Source organism: Halapricum salinum, assembly GCF_004799665.1.
Lineage (GTDB): Archaea > Halobacteriota > Halobacteria > Halobacteriales > Haloarculaceae > Halapricum > Halapricum salinum.
In genome coordinates this window covers 3,249,562-3,267,844 of the sequence record NZ_CP031310.1, presented here as the reverse complement: position 1 = coordinate 3,267,844, position 18,283 = coordinate 3,249,562, and the positions used below count along the sequence as shown (strand labels likewise).

Below are 18,283 nucleotides of genomic sequence, written 5' to 3'. Positions count from 1 at the left end.
TACTTTATAGGATGTCACGCCCTACCATGGAAGTATGGCCGGCATCAGCTACGCGGACTTTCTCGATCGGGACTACGACCCAGCAGCGGACGATCTCGTCTGTGAGTTCGCCGTCGAGCCAGCCGACGGACTCGACGTGGACGCCGTCGCGGGCCGGGTCGCCTCCGAGAGTTCGAACGGAACCTGGGCCGAACTCCAGGTCGAAGGGACGATCACCGATCTGAGCGCGCGGGCGTTCGACGTCTCCGAGGGGCGAGTGCGCGTCGCCTACCCCGACGCCCTGTTCGAACCCGGGAGCATGGCACAGGTCCTCTCGTGTATCGCCGGGAATATCATGGGCATGAAAGCGGTCGATCGTATCCGCCTGCTGGACTGTGAGTGGCCCGAGTCGTTGGCAAGGAGCTTCCCAGGTCCGCAGTTCGGTTCGTCGGTCCGCGCGGAGCTCTTCGACGCGGGCGAACGGCCGATCACTGCCAGCGTCCCGAAACCGAAGGTCGGACTCTCGACCGACCAGCACGCCCGGATCGGCTACGAGATCTGGACCGGCGGCGTCGACCTGCTGAAAGACGACGAGAACCTCACCGACCAGGGCTTCAACTCCTACGAGGATCGCCTCACTGAGAGCCTCGCGATGCGCGATCGTGCCGAGGACGAGACGGGCGAGAAAAAGAGCTATCTGGTCAACGTCACCGGCCCCGGACCCGAGATGCTCGAACGGGTCGATCTGGCGGCCGAACACGGCTGTGAGTACGTCATGGTCGACGTGATCACCGCCGGCTGGGGGATGGTCGAGCAAGTACGGGACCGCTGTGAGAGACATGGCTTGGCGATCCACGCCCACCGCGCGATGCACGCCGCGTTCGACCGCGTCCCGAACCACGGCGTTTCGATGCGCGTGCTCGCCCAGATCGCACGACTCTGTGGCGTCGACCAGCTCCACACCGGGACCGCAGGATTGGGCAAACTCGAAAACGAAGATACGGCGGGCATCAACGAGTGGCTCACGAGTGATTTGCACGGCCTGACCGACGTCCTCCCGGTCGCCTCGGGCGGCCTCCATCCGGGGCTGGTCCCGGACTTGCTCGACGCGCTCGGGACGAACCTCGCCGTCCAGGTCGGTGGCGGTATTCACGGTCACCCCGACGGGAGCCACGCCGGCGCGAAAGCCTTCCGGGCGGCGATCGACGCGACTGTCGAGGGACGGTCGCTGTCGGCCGCGGCCGAGGACTCGCCCGAACTGGCGACGGCGCTGGATCGCTGGGGAACTCAGGGCACGCGGTAGCCGGTATTTTTGTCCGGCCGGGCGTATGGCCGGCCATGCAGGAGACACGTCGGGCGGTGCTGGACGCGCTCGCGTCGGGGCCTGTGTCGGGCCCCGAGATGGCCGCCGATCTGGACATCTCCCGGACTGCAGTCTGGAAGCACGTCGAAGCCCTCCGAGAGGCTGGATTCGATATCGAGAGCAGGGAGGCGGGCTACGCGCTCGCGTCGAGCCCGGAGTTCGGCGGCCTGGCGGTCGAGTACGGACTCGAGGCCCCCTACGAGATCGAATTCCACGAGTCGATCCCGAGCACGAACGCCAGAGCTCGCGAGCGTGCCGAGGCCGGGGACAGGGACGTCGTCGTCCTCGCGGACGAACAGACCGGCGGTCGAGGTCGGCTCGACCGCGCGTGGGCCTCGCCGAGCGGGGGAATCTGGTGCAGTCTACTGGGCAGTCCCGACCTCCCACCGGCCCACGCGCCGATCGCTACGCTCGCAGCTGCCGTCGCCGTCGTCGAGGCGGTCGAGACCGTCGGCGTCGAGGCCGGGATCAAATGGCCAAACGACGTGCTGGTGGGCGAAGACGAACGAAAACTCGCCGGGATCCTCACGGAGATGGCGGGCGAACACGACCGGATCGACTGGCTGATCGTCGGGATCGGTCTGAACGCGAACGTCGATCCCGAGGCGCTGCCGGCAGGTGCGACCAGCCTCCGGGCGCTCGTCGGTGACGTCGATCGACGGACGCTGACCCAGGCGCTGCTCGACGGACTCGACGACCGTCTGGGAGCGCCCGATTCGGTGCTCGAGGCCTGGACGGATCACTCACTGACGCTCGGTCGGCGCGTCCGCGTCGAGACACAGTCGGAGACCATCGTCGGCGAAGCGGTCGACGTCGCGTTCCCGGGGACGCTCGTCATCGAGACGGGGCGCGGCCGACGCACCGTCACAGCCGGCGATTGTGAGCACTTGCGCCCCGTCGACGACTGATCGACCCACGAGAGACGCGATTACTCTTCGTCGGTGACGCGGACGGTGAGCACCGGAACCGGCGAGGTCCTGACCACTCGCTCCGCGACGCTGCCGAGCAGGAGTCGATCGAGCCCCCCGCGGCCATGGGTCCCCATCACGATCACGTCGATCGGCTGCTCGCGGGCGTACTGGACGATACGTCGACTCGGTGACCCGTCGACGACCTCGCGTGAGACGGGGACGTCGTCTCCGGCAGCGGTCTCGACGGCCTCGAGTGCTGCCTCACCCTCTTCTTCGAGCATCGACGCCATCGCGTCCGCCGAGGTTTCCATCGGGAGCGCGCCGAACGCGGCTGTATCGAGTGCGTACAGGGCGTGGATCTCCGCGCCGTGGACGGCCGCCAGCGAGACTGCGTGCTCGATCACGGCGTCCATCTCAGCAGAGCCGTCCGTCGGGAGCAGGATGTGATCGTACATTGCTCTCGTCTAGCACACTCTCTGGAAGCGGCTTAACTGTTCACGGAGATCTCACCACGTGGGCGGGGTGGGCAACCTACTTGCCGATCCAAGACAAAGCTCAGATACTCCGATGTCGCCCCGCGCTGATCCGCCGGCTCCGTCCGAACCCAAGACGTTCGAGCCACCGCCGAACCGGCCGCCGCTGGAGATCATCGAAGGCGGGGCTCACTGGATCCTCGAAGCATACAACACCGGGCGGCGTGACGGCGAGACCTATTCCGTCCACGACACACAGATGGACGCCCTCCGGGCCGGCAAACGCCGGATGGACGAGCGCGGCCATCCCTGCCTGTTGCGCTGGGATAGCGACGCGAGCGTCCGGACGATGTACTGGAACCCGGATTTCGAACACCTGGACGTCCGCTACGACGCCATGACCGAGACGTGGGTCATCCTTCCGAAGGTGGGCGACGTCCCGTTTTACGCGACCGACGATCAGGAACTTGCGGCCCGCTACGGCCGGGAGGTCCAACAGACCTACGACTTCAAACACCTCGATCTGTACGATCCTGATGGGACGAAGCGGCGGACGATCGACCATCGGTTCGTCCGTAACGAGATCGACTCCTCCGGGGTCAGATTCGACCGCGAGAAGATCGTCGAGGACGAGACCGGACCACTCGCCGACGAGGCAGACAGCGATGGCGTCACCTCCGGGACGACGCCCGCGAGTGCGCTGGCCGCTGCGGTTCCCGACCTGACCGACGTCGAGGTCGTCCCGACGGAAGGCCCGCTTCGCCGGTATCGTGCTGGCTGGGACGACGGTGGTGAGGCCGCTATCGTGGCCCTCGACCCCGAACTCTGTGACGACCGCGACGTCGTCGACGCGTTCCTGGACGTCGTCGAGAACTGGAAGACCATCGCGGACAACAACCACGTCGCGACCGTTCACGACGATGGGATCGGCCCCTCGCCCTGGGTCGCGTTCGACGCCGGAGAGGCGCCCCTCCGTGAACAGATCGACGAGTTCGGTCTGCGGACGCGGGTCGACATCGCAGACGACATCGCTGGCGCCTACGAGACAGCGACGCTGTACGACGTGCCGCTCCGCGGAGCCGAACCGGACAACGTCCAGGTCCGCGCGGTCAGTCGCGGCTGGAGCGGTGAACTCGCCGACTGGGGCCTGACGAATCAGGTCGAACGCTCCCTCGGAGAGACGCCCGTGGGTCACTACAGCGCGCCCGAGGAACTCGACGGTGGCCGGACCGATCGAACGCCGATCTATCGCCTGGGTGCACTGGCCTATTACGCGATCACCCGCCGCGACCCCTTCGAGAGCGCGAGTTCGCTGCCCGAGGCGATCCGCTCGGGTCCGCCCAAGCCGCCGAGTTCGGTCGTCGACGTTCCCGATCGTCTCAACGAGGCCGTCTCGAAGGCGATGGCGACGGATCCGGGCAAGCGCTACACCCAGGTCAAAGACTTCAGAGACGACCTGGCCGAAGCGCTCGCCTGGTAGATCACCCGGCCGAAAGGACTCGTGTCGGTCTCCGGCCGGAGTAACAACCGTTTTACCCGCCGCCGGGGCAACGTTGTGGTATGGACACGGACGCGCGTGTGGACCTGACGACCCGCCACACCCAGGAGGTCGTCACCGACGAAGAGCTACGTGAGCGACTGGCCGACCGCGACCAGCCCAGCGCCTACATCGGCTACGCCCCGACCGGCGAGATGCACATCGGCCACTTCACGACGATGCGCAAGCTCGCCGACTTCATCCAGGCTGGCCTGGACGTGACGGTTCTCATCGCCGACCTCCACGCACACCTGGACGACGAGAAGAGTCCCTTCGACCTGCTCGAAGCCCGCTCGCGCTATTACGAGACGACGATCCGGGCGATGATCGAGGCTGCGGGGGCCGATCCCGAACAGATCGAGTTCGTCCGGGGCAGCGATTTCGAACTCGACGAGGATTACTCTCTGGAACTGTTGCGGATGGCTGCCGAGACGACTATTTCCCGGGCCAAGCGTGCCGCGAGCGAGGTCGTTCGTGAATCCGACTCACCGAAACTCGGCGGGCTACTCTACCCGCTCATGCAGACCCTGGACGTCGACGCCCTCGACGCCGACATCGCCTACGGCGGGGTCGACCAGCGCGGTATTTACATGCTCTCTCGGGAGATTCTGCCCGATCACGGTGGCGAAGCCCCGATCTGTATCTTCGCGCCCCTGCTGTCTGGGCTCTCGGGTGGGAAGATGAGCGCCTCCAAGGAATCCTCGAAGGTCAATCTCAACGACTCGCCCGACGCCGTTCAGGACAAACTGAACGACGCCTACTGCCCGATGGGCGAGGTCGAGGACAACGGCGTCCTCGAATACGTCCGCTATCTCGTCTTCCCGATCCTCGAGGAGCGTGGAGAGGACTTCGTGGTCGAGCGCCCCGAGCAGTACGGGGGCGACCTCGTCTACGAGAGCTACGACGAACTCGAAGACGACTTCATGAGTGAAGACCTCCACCCCCAGGACCTGAAGAACGCGGCCGGCGAGTACATCTCCGAAGTCATCGACCCGATCCGATCCAGGCTAGACGACGAGCCCGAGCTACTGGCGAAAGCCTACCCCGAGAAGTACGACTGAGGCTGCCGGTAGACCGAGCGTGCTATTCGAGGAGGGGCAGCGCCACGCCGAAGACCCACGGCGAGAAGAAGCCGATCACGAGACCAGCCACTTCGGAGTAGCTGAACAGCGTGTACTCCCAGGCGGGGAGATTCTGGAATACGGAGTGGCCGAGTAGTTCACCACCGACGCCGAACGCGAACAGCCCGAGTCCGAGCAAGAATCCGGTCTTGGCGAGAAACGCGTGATCGAGGTTGCTGGTTCGTGTCATACTACCCCGTCGAACGCGGGTCACTATCGATGTTTCGCACTCGTCCTTCCGACCCAGTCGGTTCTCACCTGTCGGGAATATCGACAGCGGCTTTTATCGCCAGTCCCCAGATTCCGGGTGATGACACTCTCGCGACGCCGATACCTCGCGGCACTCGGCGGTTCGGCAGGTGTAGCGCTAGCCGGCTGTGGCGGCGGCGACGTGAACCGGACGACTTACGAGGCCGAATCCGTCTCGGCACCCGAGGAAGTCAGCGACTACGTTTCGGCTTCGTCGAACTTCGACGGGACGATGGTCGATCTCACAGGTAGAGACGAAATCGAAGTGACGGTCGGTGTGCAGGGGAACGGGAGCTATTACGCGTTCGGGCCGCCGGCGATCACGGTGTCGACTGGAACGACCGTGACCTGGAGGTGGACCGGCCGTGGGAACGCCCACAACGTTGCCTCCCAGGGTGGAGGACCGCTCAATTCGAGTCTCACGGCCGAGGAGGGCCACACTTACGACCACACGTTCGAACAGAGCGGTGTCTATCTCTACAAGTGTAATCCGCACGAGTTCCAGGGAATGAAAGGCGCTGTCGTCGTCGAGTGACGGATCGATTGATTCACCGCGGCGAACATATTCGGGACCACGCTGAGGGAGGGGGAGTCCGAACCACCGCACATGCCAGGCATCCCCTCACTGGGTGGTGGCGACACCTTCGACGAACAGGACACGTTCGTCCCCGAACACCTCCCCGAACCCGGATCGTTTCTGAACGACGTCGAAATACTGACCGGCGACGACCACATCGCAGTCCATCGGATGGCCCGCGAGGTGTTCGAAGAACGCGGCGTCTACGACGTCACCTTCGGATACAATCTCGCGAAGCTCAATAGAGATACGCGCCACCCCGACGCTGGGTTCCGGTACGCCCGCGACCCGGATGATCCCTCGATACTCCTGGCGGAGTTCACGCCGACCACGGAGTTCTGCCCGCAGGGGGATTCACTGGCCGTGGGCGCGTTCCGGGCGTTCAACGGCGAGCGTGACGCTCACGAATTCGACTGTGTGAAGGTGCGTGTCGACGAGATGCTCAACGAGAGTGCGCTGGTCAATCAACGACTCCAGGCGCTCGAAGAACACTTCGTCGAGACGGGTGATGTCCGCCACGATCTCGGACTCGGCACCGACGAAGACGGTGAGGTGTCGACCGAGCGTGGGACCGAGTTACCGTTCTGAACGCCCAAGATGATTTATTCCCGGCGACTCATTGGCCGCTAGGTAGATGACGGCATATCAGTCTGATTCGGTCACTGTCCTCCACGTCGACGACGAGCCGGGGCTCTGTGAGGTCGTCGCCGAGTTTCTCGAACACAGACACGGCTGGCTCGACGTCGAGACGGCGACCGACGCCGCGTCAGGCATCGAGTACGTTCGCCAGGACGGCGTCGACTGTGTCGTCAGTGATTACGACATGCCCGACAAAGACGGCCTGGAATTTCTCCGCTCGCTCCGCAAGGAGTATCCCGATCTGCCGTTCATCCTCTACACTGGCAAGGGGAGCGAAGAGATTGCCAGCGACGCCATCTCCGCAGGCGTCGACGACTACCTCCAGAAAGAGGCGACGACCGACCAGTACGAGGTCCTGGCCAACCGGATCAAGAACGTCGTCGATCGCCAGCGTGCCCAGTCGGCGGCCGCTGCGGCGGACGAACGCTATCACAACCTCATCGATACCGCCCCAGTCCCGGTCATGTTGTTCAAAGAGAGTGGCTCGATTGCCTACGTCAACGACGCGGCCCTGGACTTTCTCGAAGTGGCCGATGCGACCGCACTCGACGGCGTCACGATGCCCGAATTACTGGTCGAAGACGACCGCGACGAGGCCCTGGGGAGGTTCAGGAAGCTGTTCGAAGATGGTGATCCCGCCCCCGAAACCGAGTTTCGAGTTCGCGCATTCGACGGGACTGTCAAACGAGCCGTCGTCGCCACCGCTCCGGGAATCTACAGGGATCAACAGGTCGCTCAGGCGGTCGCCCGGCGCGTTCTCGAGACGGAGTGATAGACGCCTGCGAGATTCACGACCGCCAGCCGGCGCATGCACCCGGTCGCATCTCGTGATGGAAAGCGCTTTGAGCGCGCCTGCGCGAGAACCCGGTAATGAGCCTCAGCGATTCCGACCACGAGATCGTCTCAGAGCATCTCGGGCGCGAACCCACACAGGCCGAGACGGCCCTGTTCGAGAACCTCTGGAGCGAACACTGCGCGTACCGTTCGTCCAGGCCCCTGCTTGGCGCGTTCGAGACCGACGGCGAGAACGTTGTTATCCCACCCGGCGACGACGCTGGTGTGGTCGCACTCGATGAAGACACCTACATCGCGATGGGGATCGAAAGCCACAATCATCCCAGCTACGTCGACCCCTTCGACGGCGCGGCTACGGGCGTCGGCGGCATCGTCCGGGACATCCTCTCGATGGGGGCCTACCCGATCGGTCTCGCCGACAGTCTCTACTTCGGGGACTTCGACCGCGAACACTCCCGCTATCTGTTCGAGGGTGTCGTCGAGGGGATCAGCCACTACGGCAACTGCATCGGCGTACCGACCGTCGCGGGCAGCGTCGCCTTCCACGACGACTACGAGGGCAATCCGCTCGTGAACGTCGCCTGCGTCGGCCTGACGAACGCTGACCGGCTCGTGACGGCTGAGGCCCAGCAACCCGGAAACAAACTCGTCCTGTTCGGTCGCGAGACTGGCCGCGACGGCATGGGTGGGGCCTCGTTCGCGAGCGAAGATCTCGCTGAGGATGCCGAGACCGAGGATCGACCGGCGGTCCAGGTCGGCGATCCATATAGCGAGAAACTGTTGATCGAGGCCAACGAGCAACTGATCGACGAGGATATGATCGAGTCCGCCCGCGACCTCGGCGCGGCCGGGCTCGGTGGTGCCTCCTCGGAACTGGTCGCCAAGGGCGGTCTCGGTGCCGATATCGAACTCTCGAAGGTTCACCAGCGCGAGCCGGGGATGAACGGGACGGAGATTCTGCTCAGTGAGTCACAGGAGCGAATGGTCTACGAGGTCACGCCGGAGAACGTCGAGCGAGTGCAAGAGATCGCCGAGCGCTACGAGATGCAGGCTTCGGTCATCGGCGAGGTCACCGATGGCAACTATCACTGCACGTTCGAAGGTGAGACGGTTGTCGACGCTGACGCCGAGTTCCTCGGGGAGGGTGCACCGATGAACGACCTCGAACACGTCGAACCCCCGGAGCCGAAGAAAGACGTGCCCGAGTACGACCTCGATGACGCGTTCGAGACGGTCGTCGGCGCGCCCAACACCGCGAGCAAACGCTGGGTGTATCGGCAGTACGACCACGAGGTCCAGGTCCGGACGGCCACACCACCAGGCGACGACGCGGCACTCCTGGCCATCCGAGAAGCGGAGCAGGGGCTCGCGATCTCTTCGGGAGCCGATCCGAACTGGACCACCGCCGCACCGTATCAGGGCGCACAGGCCGTCGGCCTGGAGAACGCGACGAACATCGCGGCCAAGGGGGCGACGCCGCTGGCTGCCGTCGACTGTCTCAACGGTGGCAACCCGGAGAAGCCCGACGTCTACGGCGGCTTCAAAGGGATCGTCGACGGCCTCGCCGACATGTGTAGAGCCATCGGCGTTCCGGTCGTCGGCGGGAACGTCTCGCTATACAACGATTCAGTTTCGGGCCCCATTCCGCCCACACCGACGCTCGCGATGGTCGGCACGAAAGACGGCTACGATGCCCCGCCGATGGCCCTCTCGGGTGAGGGAACGCTCCTGATCGTCGGGGGCACCGACGACGAGCCTGCACTCGGTGGCTCGGAACTGCTCGCTCGCCTCGGTGGCAGCGATCGGTTCCCCGAACTCCCGACCAACCCCGGCGAACTGATCGAGACGATTGCGACGGTCGCGGACTTCGAGAGTACGCACGCCACGCACGACGTGAGTCACGGCGGTCTCGCGGTCGCGCTCGCGGAGATGCTCACCGAGGACGCAGGCGCCGCCGTTTCAGTCGACGATCCATCGACTCTGTTCGATGAGCAGCCCGGACGAGTCGTTATCGAGACAACCGATCCCGACGCAGTCCGGGCAGCTTTCGAGGATGCCGCACCCGTCTCGGAACTCGGTGTGTCCGACGACACCGGTGCGCTCTCGGTCGATGCTGGCACGGAGTCGCTTCGTGTCTCTGCGACCTCCGTGGCCGAGTTGCGTTCGGTTATCGAAGCCGAACTGGCGTAGAGAACACGGCGTCACAGGATCGTTCACTGGTCCAGTCAGGCTACGCACTGCTGTCGAGCTGCTGATGGGCCTGCTCCGATCCGTCTCTGTTCACGGTCGCTGGGGGCTGGGGGATCGCTGATCGACTGGCACGTTTCGCTGTCCCGTTCGAACCGGGTCTTCGATTCCCACAGCGGTCTGTCTGGCTGGGAGGACAGTCCGGGAACCGGGGTCTAGCGCGTCGAGGTGTTCCTCGATGGTATAACGACGATTTGCCTTCTCGAACGGCGTTCCGAACTGTAGTCGTGTCGAGTCGTACTCCAGAAGAACCATCTGGGGAAAGACGTACGAGTGTGTCCGCGGACCAGTACCGACCTCCCTGTCTCTGGTCACCACGAAGTGTCTGTGGTCACCGTCGTTGACGGCTGCCCACTGTTTGAGAACGAAGAGACGATGCGAGAGTTTCATCCCGACCCCGGTCCGCGCTGACGCGCTTTTCGGGAGCAGTCCGCTCCCGTAGATGCGCACCCGGTAGGAACCGATGGCGTCCTCGCCGTCGAGCCGTTGCAATCGTTCGATGACCGCCTCTCGGTCCTCCGTGGCCACGTCAGGGCCAAGAGAGCGAACGTACAATTCGAGGTCGGGCCGCTTGTATTCTCGCATCGAGAAACACCTGATAGCATCTATGACTCGAACACGGAATCGTTCTGGAGGATGATTTTCCAAGGTGTTTTTGCCTATCGTAGCTATGATGCGTGGGCCGAGTCACACCAGACCACCAATCGGGGAGCGATTGCGTTTCCGTCCCAGTACTGTCTCTCGGGGTAAAATTCAGGTACTTGTCAGATTGATAGATTTATAATCATTCACGTTCATCTACATTAGTACGATGCCTGGGGGAGCAGACGACATTCGAGACGGATGGGTCAATGGGTGGATTGTCAGTCGTCGGTGTGGGTGACCGAGACATGGTCGTTTTGACTGACCTGACCGTACAGAGCCTCGAGTTCGACCTTGGCCAGTCCCTGTCGAACTTGCGAGACGTCAGAGTTCACTTCGATCGGTCAGTACCAGTCGGGGAGAGTGCAGAACCGTATCTCTGGGCGTATACTTGTGAACAGCCATTGTTCGAGCGCCTGTTGAAGAATACTTCGAATGTGGAAGCGGCACATAGAGTCCAGCTCGACGACAAAAAAGGGCTCTATCGAATCGAATGGGTCGACGAGCTGGAGGGGTTCCTGGGCTGTCTGTGCAACACCGATATCAATGTCGTTCAGATCAGAGGCACAGCCGAGCAGTGGGATTTCCGGCTTCAGTTTGACTCACACGACGCAGTGAGTCGGTTCCAGCGGGAATGTGCAGACCAGAACGTCTCTCTGTCCATCGATCGAGTCGTCAGTAGCCAGGCCAGACAGATGCCGACGGAGTTGTTGAGTCCACGCCAGCACGAAACGATCGAACTCGCTCTAGAGAAGGGGTATTTCGACGTTCCGCGACGGACAACCCTGGTCGAGCTAGCAGACGAACTCGGTATCTCGGACCAGGCAGTCTCGGCACGGATTCGGCGCGCGATGAAGACGCTCAGCCAGTCGTTTCTCACCGAGGGTGACACGAAGGATCGCCTACAGCTCACTGGGCAGTGAGGCGTGATCTGTATTCGCCAGTTTTCGGACAATCAGTTCTGGTCAGTGAATCCCAACCTGTTCTCATTCACTTGGAGGTCCAATGATCGAACTGAATCTGGCCGAGTCTGTAATGTGAACTGCTTTCCGCGTGGAAAGTACGGAAAGGGTGTTTTCCCCGTGTGCTCCCACCCCCACGGTCCATCCCTTTCGATCTTTTCGAGAGAGACAACCGACGAGGACACCCTGGACCGGATCGACTATCGATGCGAGTTCGGGCTATCAGTTCAGCCCACGCCTGAGGACGAGATTTTCCGATGGCAGATAAACAGGTGATTTAAAGTAGTGGGAGTTCTGTATCTGTCACTATCCCCCAATTAATGACCGTCTCGCAAACTTCTCTACAGTCCAACTGGAGACAACCTGATGACGGACTGTGACGCCGACGAACAGATGACTGTCAGAGAATTCGAGGCAGAGCTGACGGCACTATTGAATCGCGCAGTAGATGGAGATGTCGATGTCGAAGGTGGGTGGGATATCGACGTCGATGGACGGTTCGATCTCGGTGTGGAGATCACTGCGGTGGACCGCTCCGAGTGAGTCACCCACGATCCCGGACCAGGTTGCTGTTTCGATAGGGCCGTTCGATGTCTACCCACACTGAACTGGATACTGAAAATTTCTAGCCAGGAAAAGATGCACTACAGGGATCCAACTTCGCCAGTAATTATATCTTTACGTATATATCTGGTTGCGTGTTGTCGGATCGCTGTTGGAGGAGAATACGAGATTTGAACCTCCATGCTCGAATTGATTGGAAAAACAACATTTGATAGTGATCATTGCACGGAAATCTATGACAGCTTCAATAGGTGTGCCTGAAACAACCACTTTTTACTCCCGACCTCGCTACTGCAGTCTTCGGTAATCTCTCCTTACTCGGAGGGAAAACACCATCCCGAATCACCGACATAATTTCCATCAGAATTGTACGTTACTAACCCTGATAATTGGTTCTCAAGGCTTAAGACTCCGAAAATCGGACCTCTCTCCAGACACGATGTCAGATGGAACAGAACGAATAAGTCGGCGTGGAATCCTTCAGCATCTCGGCGTTGGTCTGGCGGCCGGCTCGGTCGCTGGGCGCGCCGGTGCGTCGTCGCGGTCAGGCGGCAACGACCGCTATATCGTCGGGACGAAACCGGGCTTCTCAGCGAGTGCAGTTACTTCGAAAGCAGACGCTGTGAAGCGAGAGCTCGACTTCGGTTCGCGTGGGAAAGCGGTGGCTGGCCGATTTTCGGAGGCAGCCGCCCAGGCGCTGGAGAATCGACCGGACGTCAGATATGTCGAACGAGATGGTCTCGTGGAGGCACTCGGCGAGAGTCTCCCATGGGGCGTCGACCGCGTCGACGCAGATGTCGCCCACGATGACGGCGCGACCGGTGACGGTGCTCACATCGCTATCATCGACTCGGGTATCGACAGTGACCATCCCGATCTCCAGGGGAACCTCGGAGCCGGGAAAGCATTTGTCCGCTGCGGAACCCACCCTGACGACAGCGATTGCAGTACGACGAACGGCAATTCGTGCATCGAGCCGTGGGACGACGACAACGACCACGGGTCACACTGTGCGGGCATCGCTGATGCCATCGATAACGAAACCGGTGTCGTCGGTGTAGCCACGAACGCGACCCTTCACGCAGTCAAAGTGCTCGGCTGCAGTGGCTACGGCAACTACTCCGACGTCGCCAGCGCGATCACGTACGTCGCCGACCAGGGCTGGGACGTTGCGAGTATGAGTCTCGGCGCGAGTTCCGGTTCCAGTGCCATTTACGACGCGGTCCAGTATGCCACCCAGCGGGACGTCTTGCTCGTCGCCGCAGCCGGGAACGCCGGCCCGTGTCAGGATTGTGTTAAATACCCGGCCGCATATTCTGAAGTGATCGCCGTATCGGCGACTGATTCAGACGACAACCTGGCGAGCTTCTCGTCGACCGGGATAGAGGTCGAGATCGCCGCACCTGGCGCGTCCATTCGGTCGACCATCCCAGGCGGAACGGTGTACAAGTCCGGCACGTCGATGGCCACGCCACACGTCGCGGGTGCGGCTGGGCTCTTGGTGGCCAATGGGTACACGGCGACAGAAGCGCGCGACCGACTCAACTCGACGGCCGAAGACATCGGCCTCTCCTCGACCGAACAGGGAAGCGGATTATTAGATGTCGACGCAGCACTCGACGACACACAGACTTCTGAATTCACGATGCAGACCGACCAACCGACGAACGTCACGACCGATCAGGCAACGCTCAACGGATACCTCGAATCACTCGACGGCGCCGACAGTGCCGGCTGTTACTTCAAACTCTGGGAGAAGGGGAGTCAGTCCTCGACGTCGACCTTCGTCGGTCTGGACTCTCTCGACAGCACCGGCTCGTACAGCGAGAAGGCGACCGATCTCGCTTCGGGCACGACGTACGTCTACGCAGCGCGTGGTGAGGCCTCGGACGGTGCCTGGAAAGACGGCGGCACAGTCGAGTTCACGACCGAGTCGACGGCGACGCTCGCCGTCAGCACTGCAGGTACCACCAACCTCGGTACGACGACTGTGACGCTGAACGGATCGCTCGACGACCTCGGCGGTGCGAGTTCTGCCGAATGTTACTTCCAGTATCGACAGAGTGGTGGGTCAACCTGGAATACGACGACCTCGACACCTCGTACCTCGACCGGTTCGTTCAGTGCCGACGTGACGGCCCTCGAATCAGATACTTCCTACGAGTTCCGGGCCGTTGTCGACGCCAGTGACGGTGACTCGGCGACCAGTTCTGCTACCTCGTTCAGCACTGACCAGGAAGACACGACTGTCGTCGTCTCGACGGGGTCGATCTCGAGTGTCTCCAGCTCGGCAGCAACACTGTCCGGTTCGGTCACCGATCTTGGCGGCGCGAGTTCTGCCGAATGTTACTTCCAGTACCGTCAGAGCGGCGCCGATAGCTGGGCCACGACGCCGGGACAAACTCTCGATTCAACCGGGTCGTTCACTGAGGATCTATCGGATCTCAGCTCGGGGACAGACTACGAGTTCCGGGCGATTGCCGACGCTAGCGACGGCGATTCGGACACCGGTTCGACTGTTTCGTTCACGACTGATTCACAGGACACGTCTGTCGTCGTCTCGACCGGCTCGATATCGAGCGTTTCGGAGTCCTCGGCGACACTCGCGGGATCGCTGACTGACCTCGGCGGCGCGACGTCGGCTGAATGTTACTTCCAGTATCGACAACGCGGAACCGCTACCTGGGAAACGACGACAAGCCAGACGCTGTCCTCCACCGGCTCGTTCAGTGAGACTCTGTCGGGCCTCAGCACAGGGACGGACTACGAATTCCGGGCTGTTGCCGACGCAAGTGATGGCGACTCAGACACCGGATCGGCGGTCGCGTTCAGTACCGAGCGCGAGAGTAGTGGCGGACTGACCGTCGAGACGGGGTCTGTCGAGCAAACCTGGCTCCGTGCTACTCTGAATGGTTCCGTCTCGAATCTCGGTGGCGCAAGTTCCGCGACTGTGTATTTCGAGTACTGGGAGAAGGGAGCGAAGTCCTCGACGCTCGAAACGACCGACACCCAGACGCGACGTTCGACCGGAGCCTTCAGCGAGAACTTCTACGACAGCTACGGTACGACCTACGTCTACCAGGCAGTCGCAGAGAGCTCGGACGGACAGGTCGATACCGGAAGTCAGGTCGAATTCACGGGCTAGCCCTCGATCGATCCTTCGAGCCTCTGGCGCGTGTACGTGTAGACGCCGCCGAGCAGTGCCCCGAATATCACGTGGGCTGAGAGCCCGTCCAGTGGCAGATAGAGCACGTCGACTCCGAAGACCTCGAACTGCGTCGCCAGCACCACGCCCGAGATGGCCGGAACGACGACCCCTTCGGCCACGAACCAGAGGCCGACACCGTACAGCATCCCCAGCGCGACTGTCTCCCCGACCGTCTGTGAGACGAGCCGAAACTGCTCTCGGGTGAGTAGTGCAGCGAACACCGCCGCGAAGACGAGACTGTGACCGAGGTGGGCGAGGATCGTGGGGTCACTCGTCTCGAACCCGTAGACGGCCATGATCACCGGAGTGAAGAACATGACGTGGTGGAGGATTACCCACATCGCTGCCCCCCCGACGAGGCCGCCGGCAGTCGCTGCGATTCCCGACGCCAACACCGACAGCACGACTCGATCGTCTGTTTCCTTCTCGACATCCTCGCTCCCCGTCGGGTCGACACGCATCCGTCGCATCCGGTGGAGGTGAACCAGCGCTGTCACGCCGAGTATTCCCAGTGTGATTGACAACCAGGTCACAGGCGAGAACGCATCGACCGGCTCGAGGCCGAACGAAGCAGCCAGTAGCAGGACGATTCCCAGTCCCGAGAGTCCGACGTAGTAGACGCTGAACGGGAACCGACCGTCGCCGGAAATCTCGAAGTAGATGTTCAGGTCCACGAGCGTCTCCGATGGAACCACTTCACCGGCCTCGTGATCGCGTGCGATGAGACCGCGATCCTCGAGTTTCGGCAAGTGTCGCTGGACGACTGCCGTATAGACAGCTTTCCGTTCGGATCGACTGAGTTCATCGACCGGTTTGTCGTATTCCTGCGCGGCGACTTCTTCGACGAGTTCGGTAACGGATACACCGCCCTCGCGCTCCATGACGATCTCCAGCGCACGACGCCGTCGGTCGTTACCGAGCATCTCGAATAGGTCGTCTCGCGAGACGACGCTGTCCGTCTCGACGTCCGTCTCGTCGTCGGCGTGGCCATCGGGGACGCTCTGGGCCACGATCACCCACCCCCGGAGTCGTGGTCATGTGCTGCGGTCATATCGGTGACTCACCCGTTCCGAGCCGCCGTCGCTGGAGATGGCGATGGTGGACGACTGCCGACCCACCGAGGACGGCAAGCATGACGGTCCCGACGAGTGTGGGGTACGTCGAAAGGGGCGGGACGCCGAGCCAGAGAAACAGGAGGAGTCCGACGCCGACCCCCGCCAGCCCGAGATAGAATTGTGCCCAGAGGATATCGTCGTCCGGGACTGTCTCGAGATATACCTGCAGGTCGGACGCGTTCTCGGCCAGTGCGACCGTATTCGCCTCGGCGTCGAAGTCGACGACGTTCGCCTCGTCGAGCCGCGGCAGATGTGTCTGCCGGAGTGAGACGTAGATTCGCTGGCGTTGATCGCCGTCCAGGTCCTCGACTTCGGTATCGTATTCCAGGGCAGCCACCTCCTCGCTCAGCGCCGCCAGTGTGATCGGCTCGGCTCGCTGGCTGAGGATGTGAAATACGTACCGCCGCCGGGTGTTCTTCAGCATCTCGAACACCGTCTCTCTGGAGAGGGCCTCTGAGCGAGACCGGATGGACGGGAGCGAGGTCCAGCGCGCTGAACCGATCCGTGGCATTGAGCGTAATACTGCCGTGGGAGTCACTTAGTTTGCCACTGACTACTCTCGGTAGAAACCGTCTACCTGCGACTGAAGACCGAGAAACTGCCCCTACGCAGTGGTCTTCGAACTCGTATCAGACGCGTTCACTTGCGAGGCTATCGGTTGTCGAGACAGGTCCGTAACATTCGTTTACCACGCCAGAACCCGGTCGAACGGCCGTCGTAAGCCTCGACTCGGCCAGGCTAAATTTGATAGGCAGTTTACAACTACGGAAGTCATTGTGCATTGTTTTCACAGGTCGCGGGGTGGCGCCTGGGATAGTGGGGGCCCACCGTGACCGTCAACAATCGAGGAAAGACAATGTCAGAAGATAGCAAACTACCGCTTTCACGACGAAAGCTCCTCGGCACAGCCGCCGTTATCGGCGGCGCCGGGGCGCTCGGTGGCGCAGCGACGACCTCGCTGCTGTGGGACGAAGAAAAATTCGGTAACGCGGACAACCCGAACGTGTTGCAGGCAGGGGAACTGGATCTCAAAGTCGACTGGGAAGGGACGTACTACAACTGGATCGACAACCCGACGTTCAGCAGTAACGACGTCGAGGACCCGGCAGTCGTCGTCGAAGAGGGCCCGAACCTCGTCGACCAGCCAGGGCCCATCATCAATCTCCAGGACGTCAAGCCCGGCGACGTGCTCGAGGTCACCCAGAGTGCGCACATCTTCGGGAACCCCGCGTTCCTGGGATGGCACTACGAGGAGCACGCCGACACCGACAACGGAATCACCGAACCAGAGGACAAGGTCAACGGCCACGACCCAGACCAGTCCGACGGGACGGAAGACGGGGACCTCGACGAGTACTTGCAGGTCGTCATCTGGTACGACGACGGCGACAACCTCCCGGACGAGGTACTCCCGGATATTACCGATGGAGACGGTAATGAGGGAGATGAACTCGTTATCGATGAAGAAGAGTACGTGATGGACGTCGCTTCCATACAGAGCGCAGCCGATGCCTTCGGTGGGGCAGACCCAGTCGTCTACGCCGGCAACCTGGCCGGTCTCGACGGGGCGAACGTTCGCTTCGACGCCCGCGATTCGAACTCGGGAGCCGTCGCCGAAGAGTTCCCCGACACCGCGTGTTACCAGAACTCGGTCACAGAATACATCGCGGTACTGGTGTGGCTGCCGACGGACATCCCCGGGGTCAACGACAACATCGTCCAGACCGACCGCCTGGAGTTCCAGTTCGGCTTCGACGCCATCCAGTGCCGCCACAACGTCGGCAACGACGGTCTCCCGATGGACGACACCATCGCGGACGCCGACGCCGAGAACAACGCGAACTCGCCCGAGGGTGGCACGACTACCCCGGACCCGACCTAACGGGGTGACGGGATAGGAC

Annotated in this window: 17 protein-coding genes; 12 read left to right on the top strand and 5 right to left on the bottom strand. The window is 62.2% G+C overall.

The window, feature by feature from the left end:
* Positions 1-34: 34 nt before the first annotated feature.
* Complete coding sequence (gene rbcL / locus DV733_RS16065; RefSeq protein WP_049992990.1) at positions 35-1,282, top strand: type III ribulose-bisphosphate carboxylase; 1,248 nt, start codon at positions 35-37, stop codon at positions 1,280-1,282.
* A gap of 35 nt (positions 1,283-1,317) precedes the next feature.
* Positions 1,318-2,250 carry a biotin--[acetyl-CoA-carboxylase] ligase gene (locus tag DV733_RS16060; RefSeq protein ID WP_049992989.1) on the top strand — a complete coding sequence of 311 codons (933 nt, stop codon included), beginning with the start codon at positions 1,318-1,320 and terminating at the stop codon, positions 2,248-2,250.
* Positions 2,251-2,270: 20 nt separating this feature from the next.
* Here the strand turns inward: DV733_RS16060 and DV733_RS16055 are convergent, their stop codons facing one another.
* Positions 2,271-2,708, bottom strand: coding sequence for a universal stress protein (locus tag DV733_RS16055; protein ID WP_049992988.1), 438 nt, complete (start codon positions 2,706-2,708; stop codon positions 2,271-2,273).
* Positions 2,709-2,820: 112 nt separating this feature from the next.
* Between DV733_RS16055 and DV733_RS16050 the strand changes: the two genes are divergently transcribed.
* Both DV733_RS16050 and DV733_RS16045 read left to right on the top strand, forming a co-directional pair.
* Positions 2,821-4,206, top strand: coding sequence for a protein kinase family protein (locus DV733_RS16050; RefSeq protein WP_049992987.1), 1,386 nt, complete (start codon positions 2,821-2,823; stop codon positions 4,204-4,206).
* 80 nt (positions 4,207-4,286) lie between these two features.
* Positions 4,287-5,324 carry a tyrosine--tRNA ligase gene (locus tag DV733_RS16045; RefSeq protein WP_049992986.1) on the top strand — a complete coding sequence of 346 codons (1,038 nt, stop codon included), beginning with the start codon at positions 4,287-4,289 and terminating at the stop codon, positions 5,322-5,324.
* Positions 5,325-5,346: 22 nt separating this feature from the next.
* Here DV733_RS16045 and DV733_RS16040 read toward each other — a convergent pair whose 3' ends face one another.
* Complete coding sequence (locus DV733_RS16040) at positions 5,347-5,574, bottom strand: DUF7860 family protein (protein ID WP_049992985.1); 228 nt, start codon at positions 5,572-5,574, stop codon at positions 5,347-5,349.
* Between the two features lie 120 nt (positions 5,575-5,694).
* On the opposite strand from DV733_RS16040, the gene DV733_RS16035 reads away from it, so the two are divergent.
* The 4 genes from DV733_RS16035 to purL all read left to right on the top strand — a co-directional run bounded on the left by DV733_RS16035 (position 5,695) and on the right by purL (position 9,834).
* Positions 5,695-6,168 (top strand): halocyanin domain-containing protein, encoded by a 474-nt coding sequence (locus DV733_RS16035; protein ID WP_049992984.1) that lies wholly within the window; start codon positions 5,695-5,697, stop codon positions 6,166-6,168.
* 72 nt (positions 6,169-6,240) lie between these two features.
* Complete coding sequence (locus DV733_RS16030) at positions 6,241-6,798, top strand: hypothetical protein (RefSeq protein ID WP_049992983.1); 558 nt, start codon at positions 6,241-6,243, stop codon at positions 6,796-6,798.
* A gap of 46 nt (positions 6,799-6,844) precedes the next feature.
* Positions 6,845-7,621: a response regulator gene (locus tag DV733_RS16025; RefSeq protein ID WP_049992982.1), complete on the top strand. Its 777-nt coding sequence runs from the start codon at positions 6,845-6,847 to the stop codon at positions 7,619-7,621.
* A 98-nt stretch (positions 7,622-7,719) separates the two neighbouring features.
* The gene (purL, locus tag DV733_RS16020) at positions 7,720-9,834 is read left to right on the top strand and encodes a phosphoribosylformylglycinamidine synthase subunit PurL (RefSeq protein ID WP_049992981.1); all 2,115 of its coding nucleotides are present in this window, start codon (positions 7,720-7,722) and stop codon (positions 9,832-9,834) included.
* A 90-nt stretch (positions 9,835-9,924) separates the two neighbouring features.
* Here purL and DV733_RS16015 read toward each other — a convergent pair whose 3' ends face one another.
* Positions 9,925-10,476: an HTH domain-containing protein gene (locus tag DV733_RS16015; RefSeq protein ID WP_049992980.1), complete on the bottom strand. Its 552-nt coding sequence runs from the start codon at positions 10,474-10,476 to the stop codon at positions 9,925-9,927.
* A 671-nt stretch (positions 10,477-11,147) separates the two neighbouring features.
* On the opposite strand from DV733_RS16015, the gene DV733_RS17195 reads away from it, so the two are divergent.
* The 3 genes from DV733_RS17195 to DV733_RS16005 all read left to right on the top strand — a co-directional run bounded on the left by DV733_RS17195 (position 11,148) and on the right by DV733_RS16005 (position 15,204).
* Positions 11,148-11,456, top strand: coding sequence for a helix-turn-helix domain-containing protein (locus tag DV733_RS17195; RefSeq protein WP_161569365.1), 309 nt, complete (start codon positions 11,148-11,150; stop codon positions 11,454-11,456).
* 405 nt (positions 11,457-11,861) lie between these two features.
* Entirely contained in the window at positions 11,862-12,038 is a 177-nt protein-coding gene (locus DV733_RS17190) for a hypothetical protein (RefSeq protein ID WP_154019512.1), read from the top strand.
* A 682-nt stretch (positions 12,039-12,720) separates the two neighbouring features.
* On the top strand, positions 12,721-15,204 hold the full coding sequence (locus DV733_RS16005; protein WP_237560475.1) for a S8 family serine peptidase: 2,484 nt from the start codon (positions 12,721-12,723) through the stop codon (positions 15,202-15,204).
* Here the strand turns inward: DV733_RS16005 and DV733_RS16000 are convergent.
* Entirely contained in the window at positions 15,201-16,277 is a 1,077-nt protein-coding gene (locus tag DV733_RS16000) for a DUF7344 domain-containing protein (RefSeq protein WP_136342367.1), read from the bottom strand. The two genes, DV733_RS16005 and DV733_RS16000, sit on opposite strands and share 4 nt — an antisense overlap.
* Before the next feature lie 37 nt (positions 16,278-16,314).
* Entirely contained in the window at positions 16,315-16,893 is a 579-nt protein-coding gene (locus tag DV733_RS15995; RefSeq protein ID WP_049992977.1) for a DUF7344 domain-containing protein, read from the bottom strand.
* A gap of 345 nt (positions 16,894-17,238) precedes the next feature.
* Here DV733_RS15995 and DV733_RS15990 point away from each other — a divergent pair, with 345 nt between their 5' ends.
* Positions 17,239-18,264, top strand: a complete 1,026-nt coding sequence (locus DV733_RS15990) for a twin-arginine translocation signal domain-containing protein (RefSeq protein ID WP_049992976.1) — start codon at positions 17,239-17,241, stop codon at positions 18,262-18,264.
* Positions 18,265-18,283: the final 19 nt, after the last annotated feature.

What these genes read in the sequence shown, in the direction of transcription:
- DV733_RS16035 (WP_049992984.1), top strand. Translation starts at nt 5,695, where the DNA reads ATGACACTCTCGCGACGCCGATACCTCGCGGCACTCGGCGGTTCGGCA.
- DV733_RS16045 (WP_049992986.1), top strand. Translation starts at nt 4,287, where the DNA reads ATGGACACGGACGCGCGTGTGGACCTGACGACCCGCCACACCCAGGAG.
- DV733_RS16055 (WP_049992988.1), bottom strand. Translation starts at nt 2,708, where the DNA reads ATGTACGATCACATCCTGCTCCCGACGGACGGCTCTGCTGAGATGGAC.
- DV733_RS15990 (WP_049992976.1), top strand. Translation starts at nt 17,239, where the DNA reads ATGTCAGAAGATAGCAAACTACCGCTTTCACGACGAAAGCTCCTCGGC.
- DV733_RS16040 (WP_049992985.1), bottom strand. Translation starts at nt 5,574, where the DNA reads ATGACACGAACCAGCAACCTCGATCACGCGTTTCTCGCCAAGACCGGA.
- DV733_RS16015 (WP_049992980.1), bottom strand. Translation starts at nt 10,476, where the DNA reads ATGCGAGAATACAAGCGGCCCGACCTCGAATTGTACGTTCGCTCTCTT.
- DV733_RS17190 (WP_154019512.1), top strand. Translation starts at nt 11,862, where the DNA reads ATGACGGACTGTGACGCCGACGAACAGATGACTGTCAGAGAATTCGAG.
- purL (WP_049992981.1), top strand. Translation starts at nt 7,720, where the DNA reads ATGAGCCTCAGCGATTCCGACCACGAGATCGTCTCAGAGCATCTCGGG.
- DV733_RS16060 (WP_049992989.1), top strand. Translation starts at nt 1,318, where the DNA reads ATGCAGGAGACACGTCGGGCGGTGCTGGACGCGCTCGCGTCGGGGCCT.
- DV733_RS15995 (WP_049992977.1), bottom strand. Translation starts at nt 16,893, where the DNA reads ATGCCACGGATCGGTTCAGCGCGCTGGACCTCGCTCCCGTCCATCCGG.
- DV733_RS16025 (WP_049992982.1), top strand. Translation starts at nt 6,845, where the DNA reads ATGACGGCATATCAGTCTGATTCGGTCACTGTCCTCCACGTCGACGAC.
- DV733_RS16030 (WP_049992983.1), top strand. Translation starts at nt 6,241, where the DNA reads ATGCCAGGCATCCCCTCACTGGGTGGTGGCGACACCTTCGACGAACAG.
- rbcL (WP_049992990.1), top strand. Translation starts at nt 35, where the DNA reads ATGGCCGGCATCAGCTACGCGGACTTTCTCGATCGGGACTACGACCCA.
- DV733_RS16050 (WP_049992987.1), top strand. Translation starts at nt 2,821, where the DNA reads ATGTCGCCCCGCGCTGATCCGCCGGCTCCGTCCGAACCCAAGACGTTC.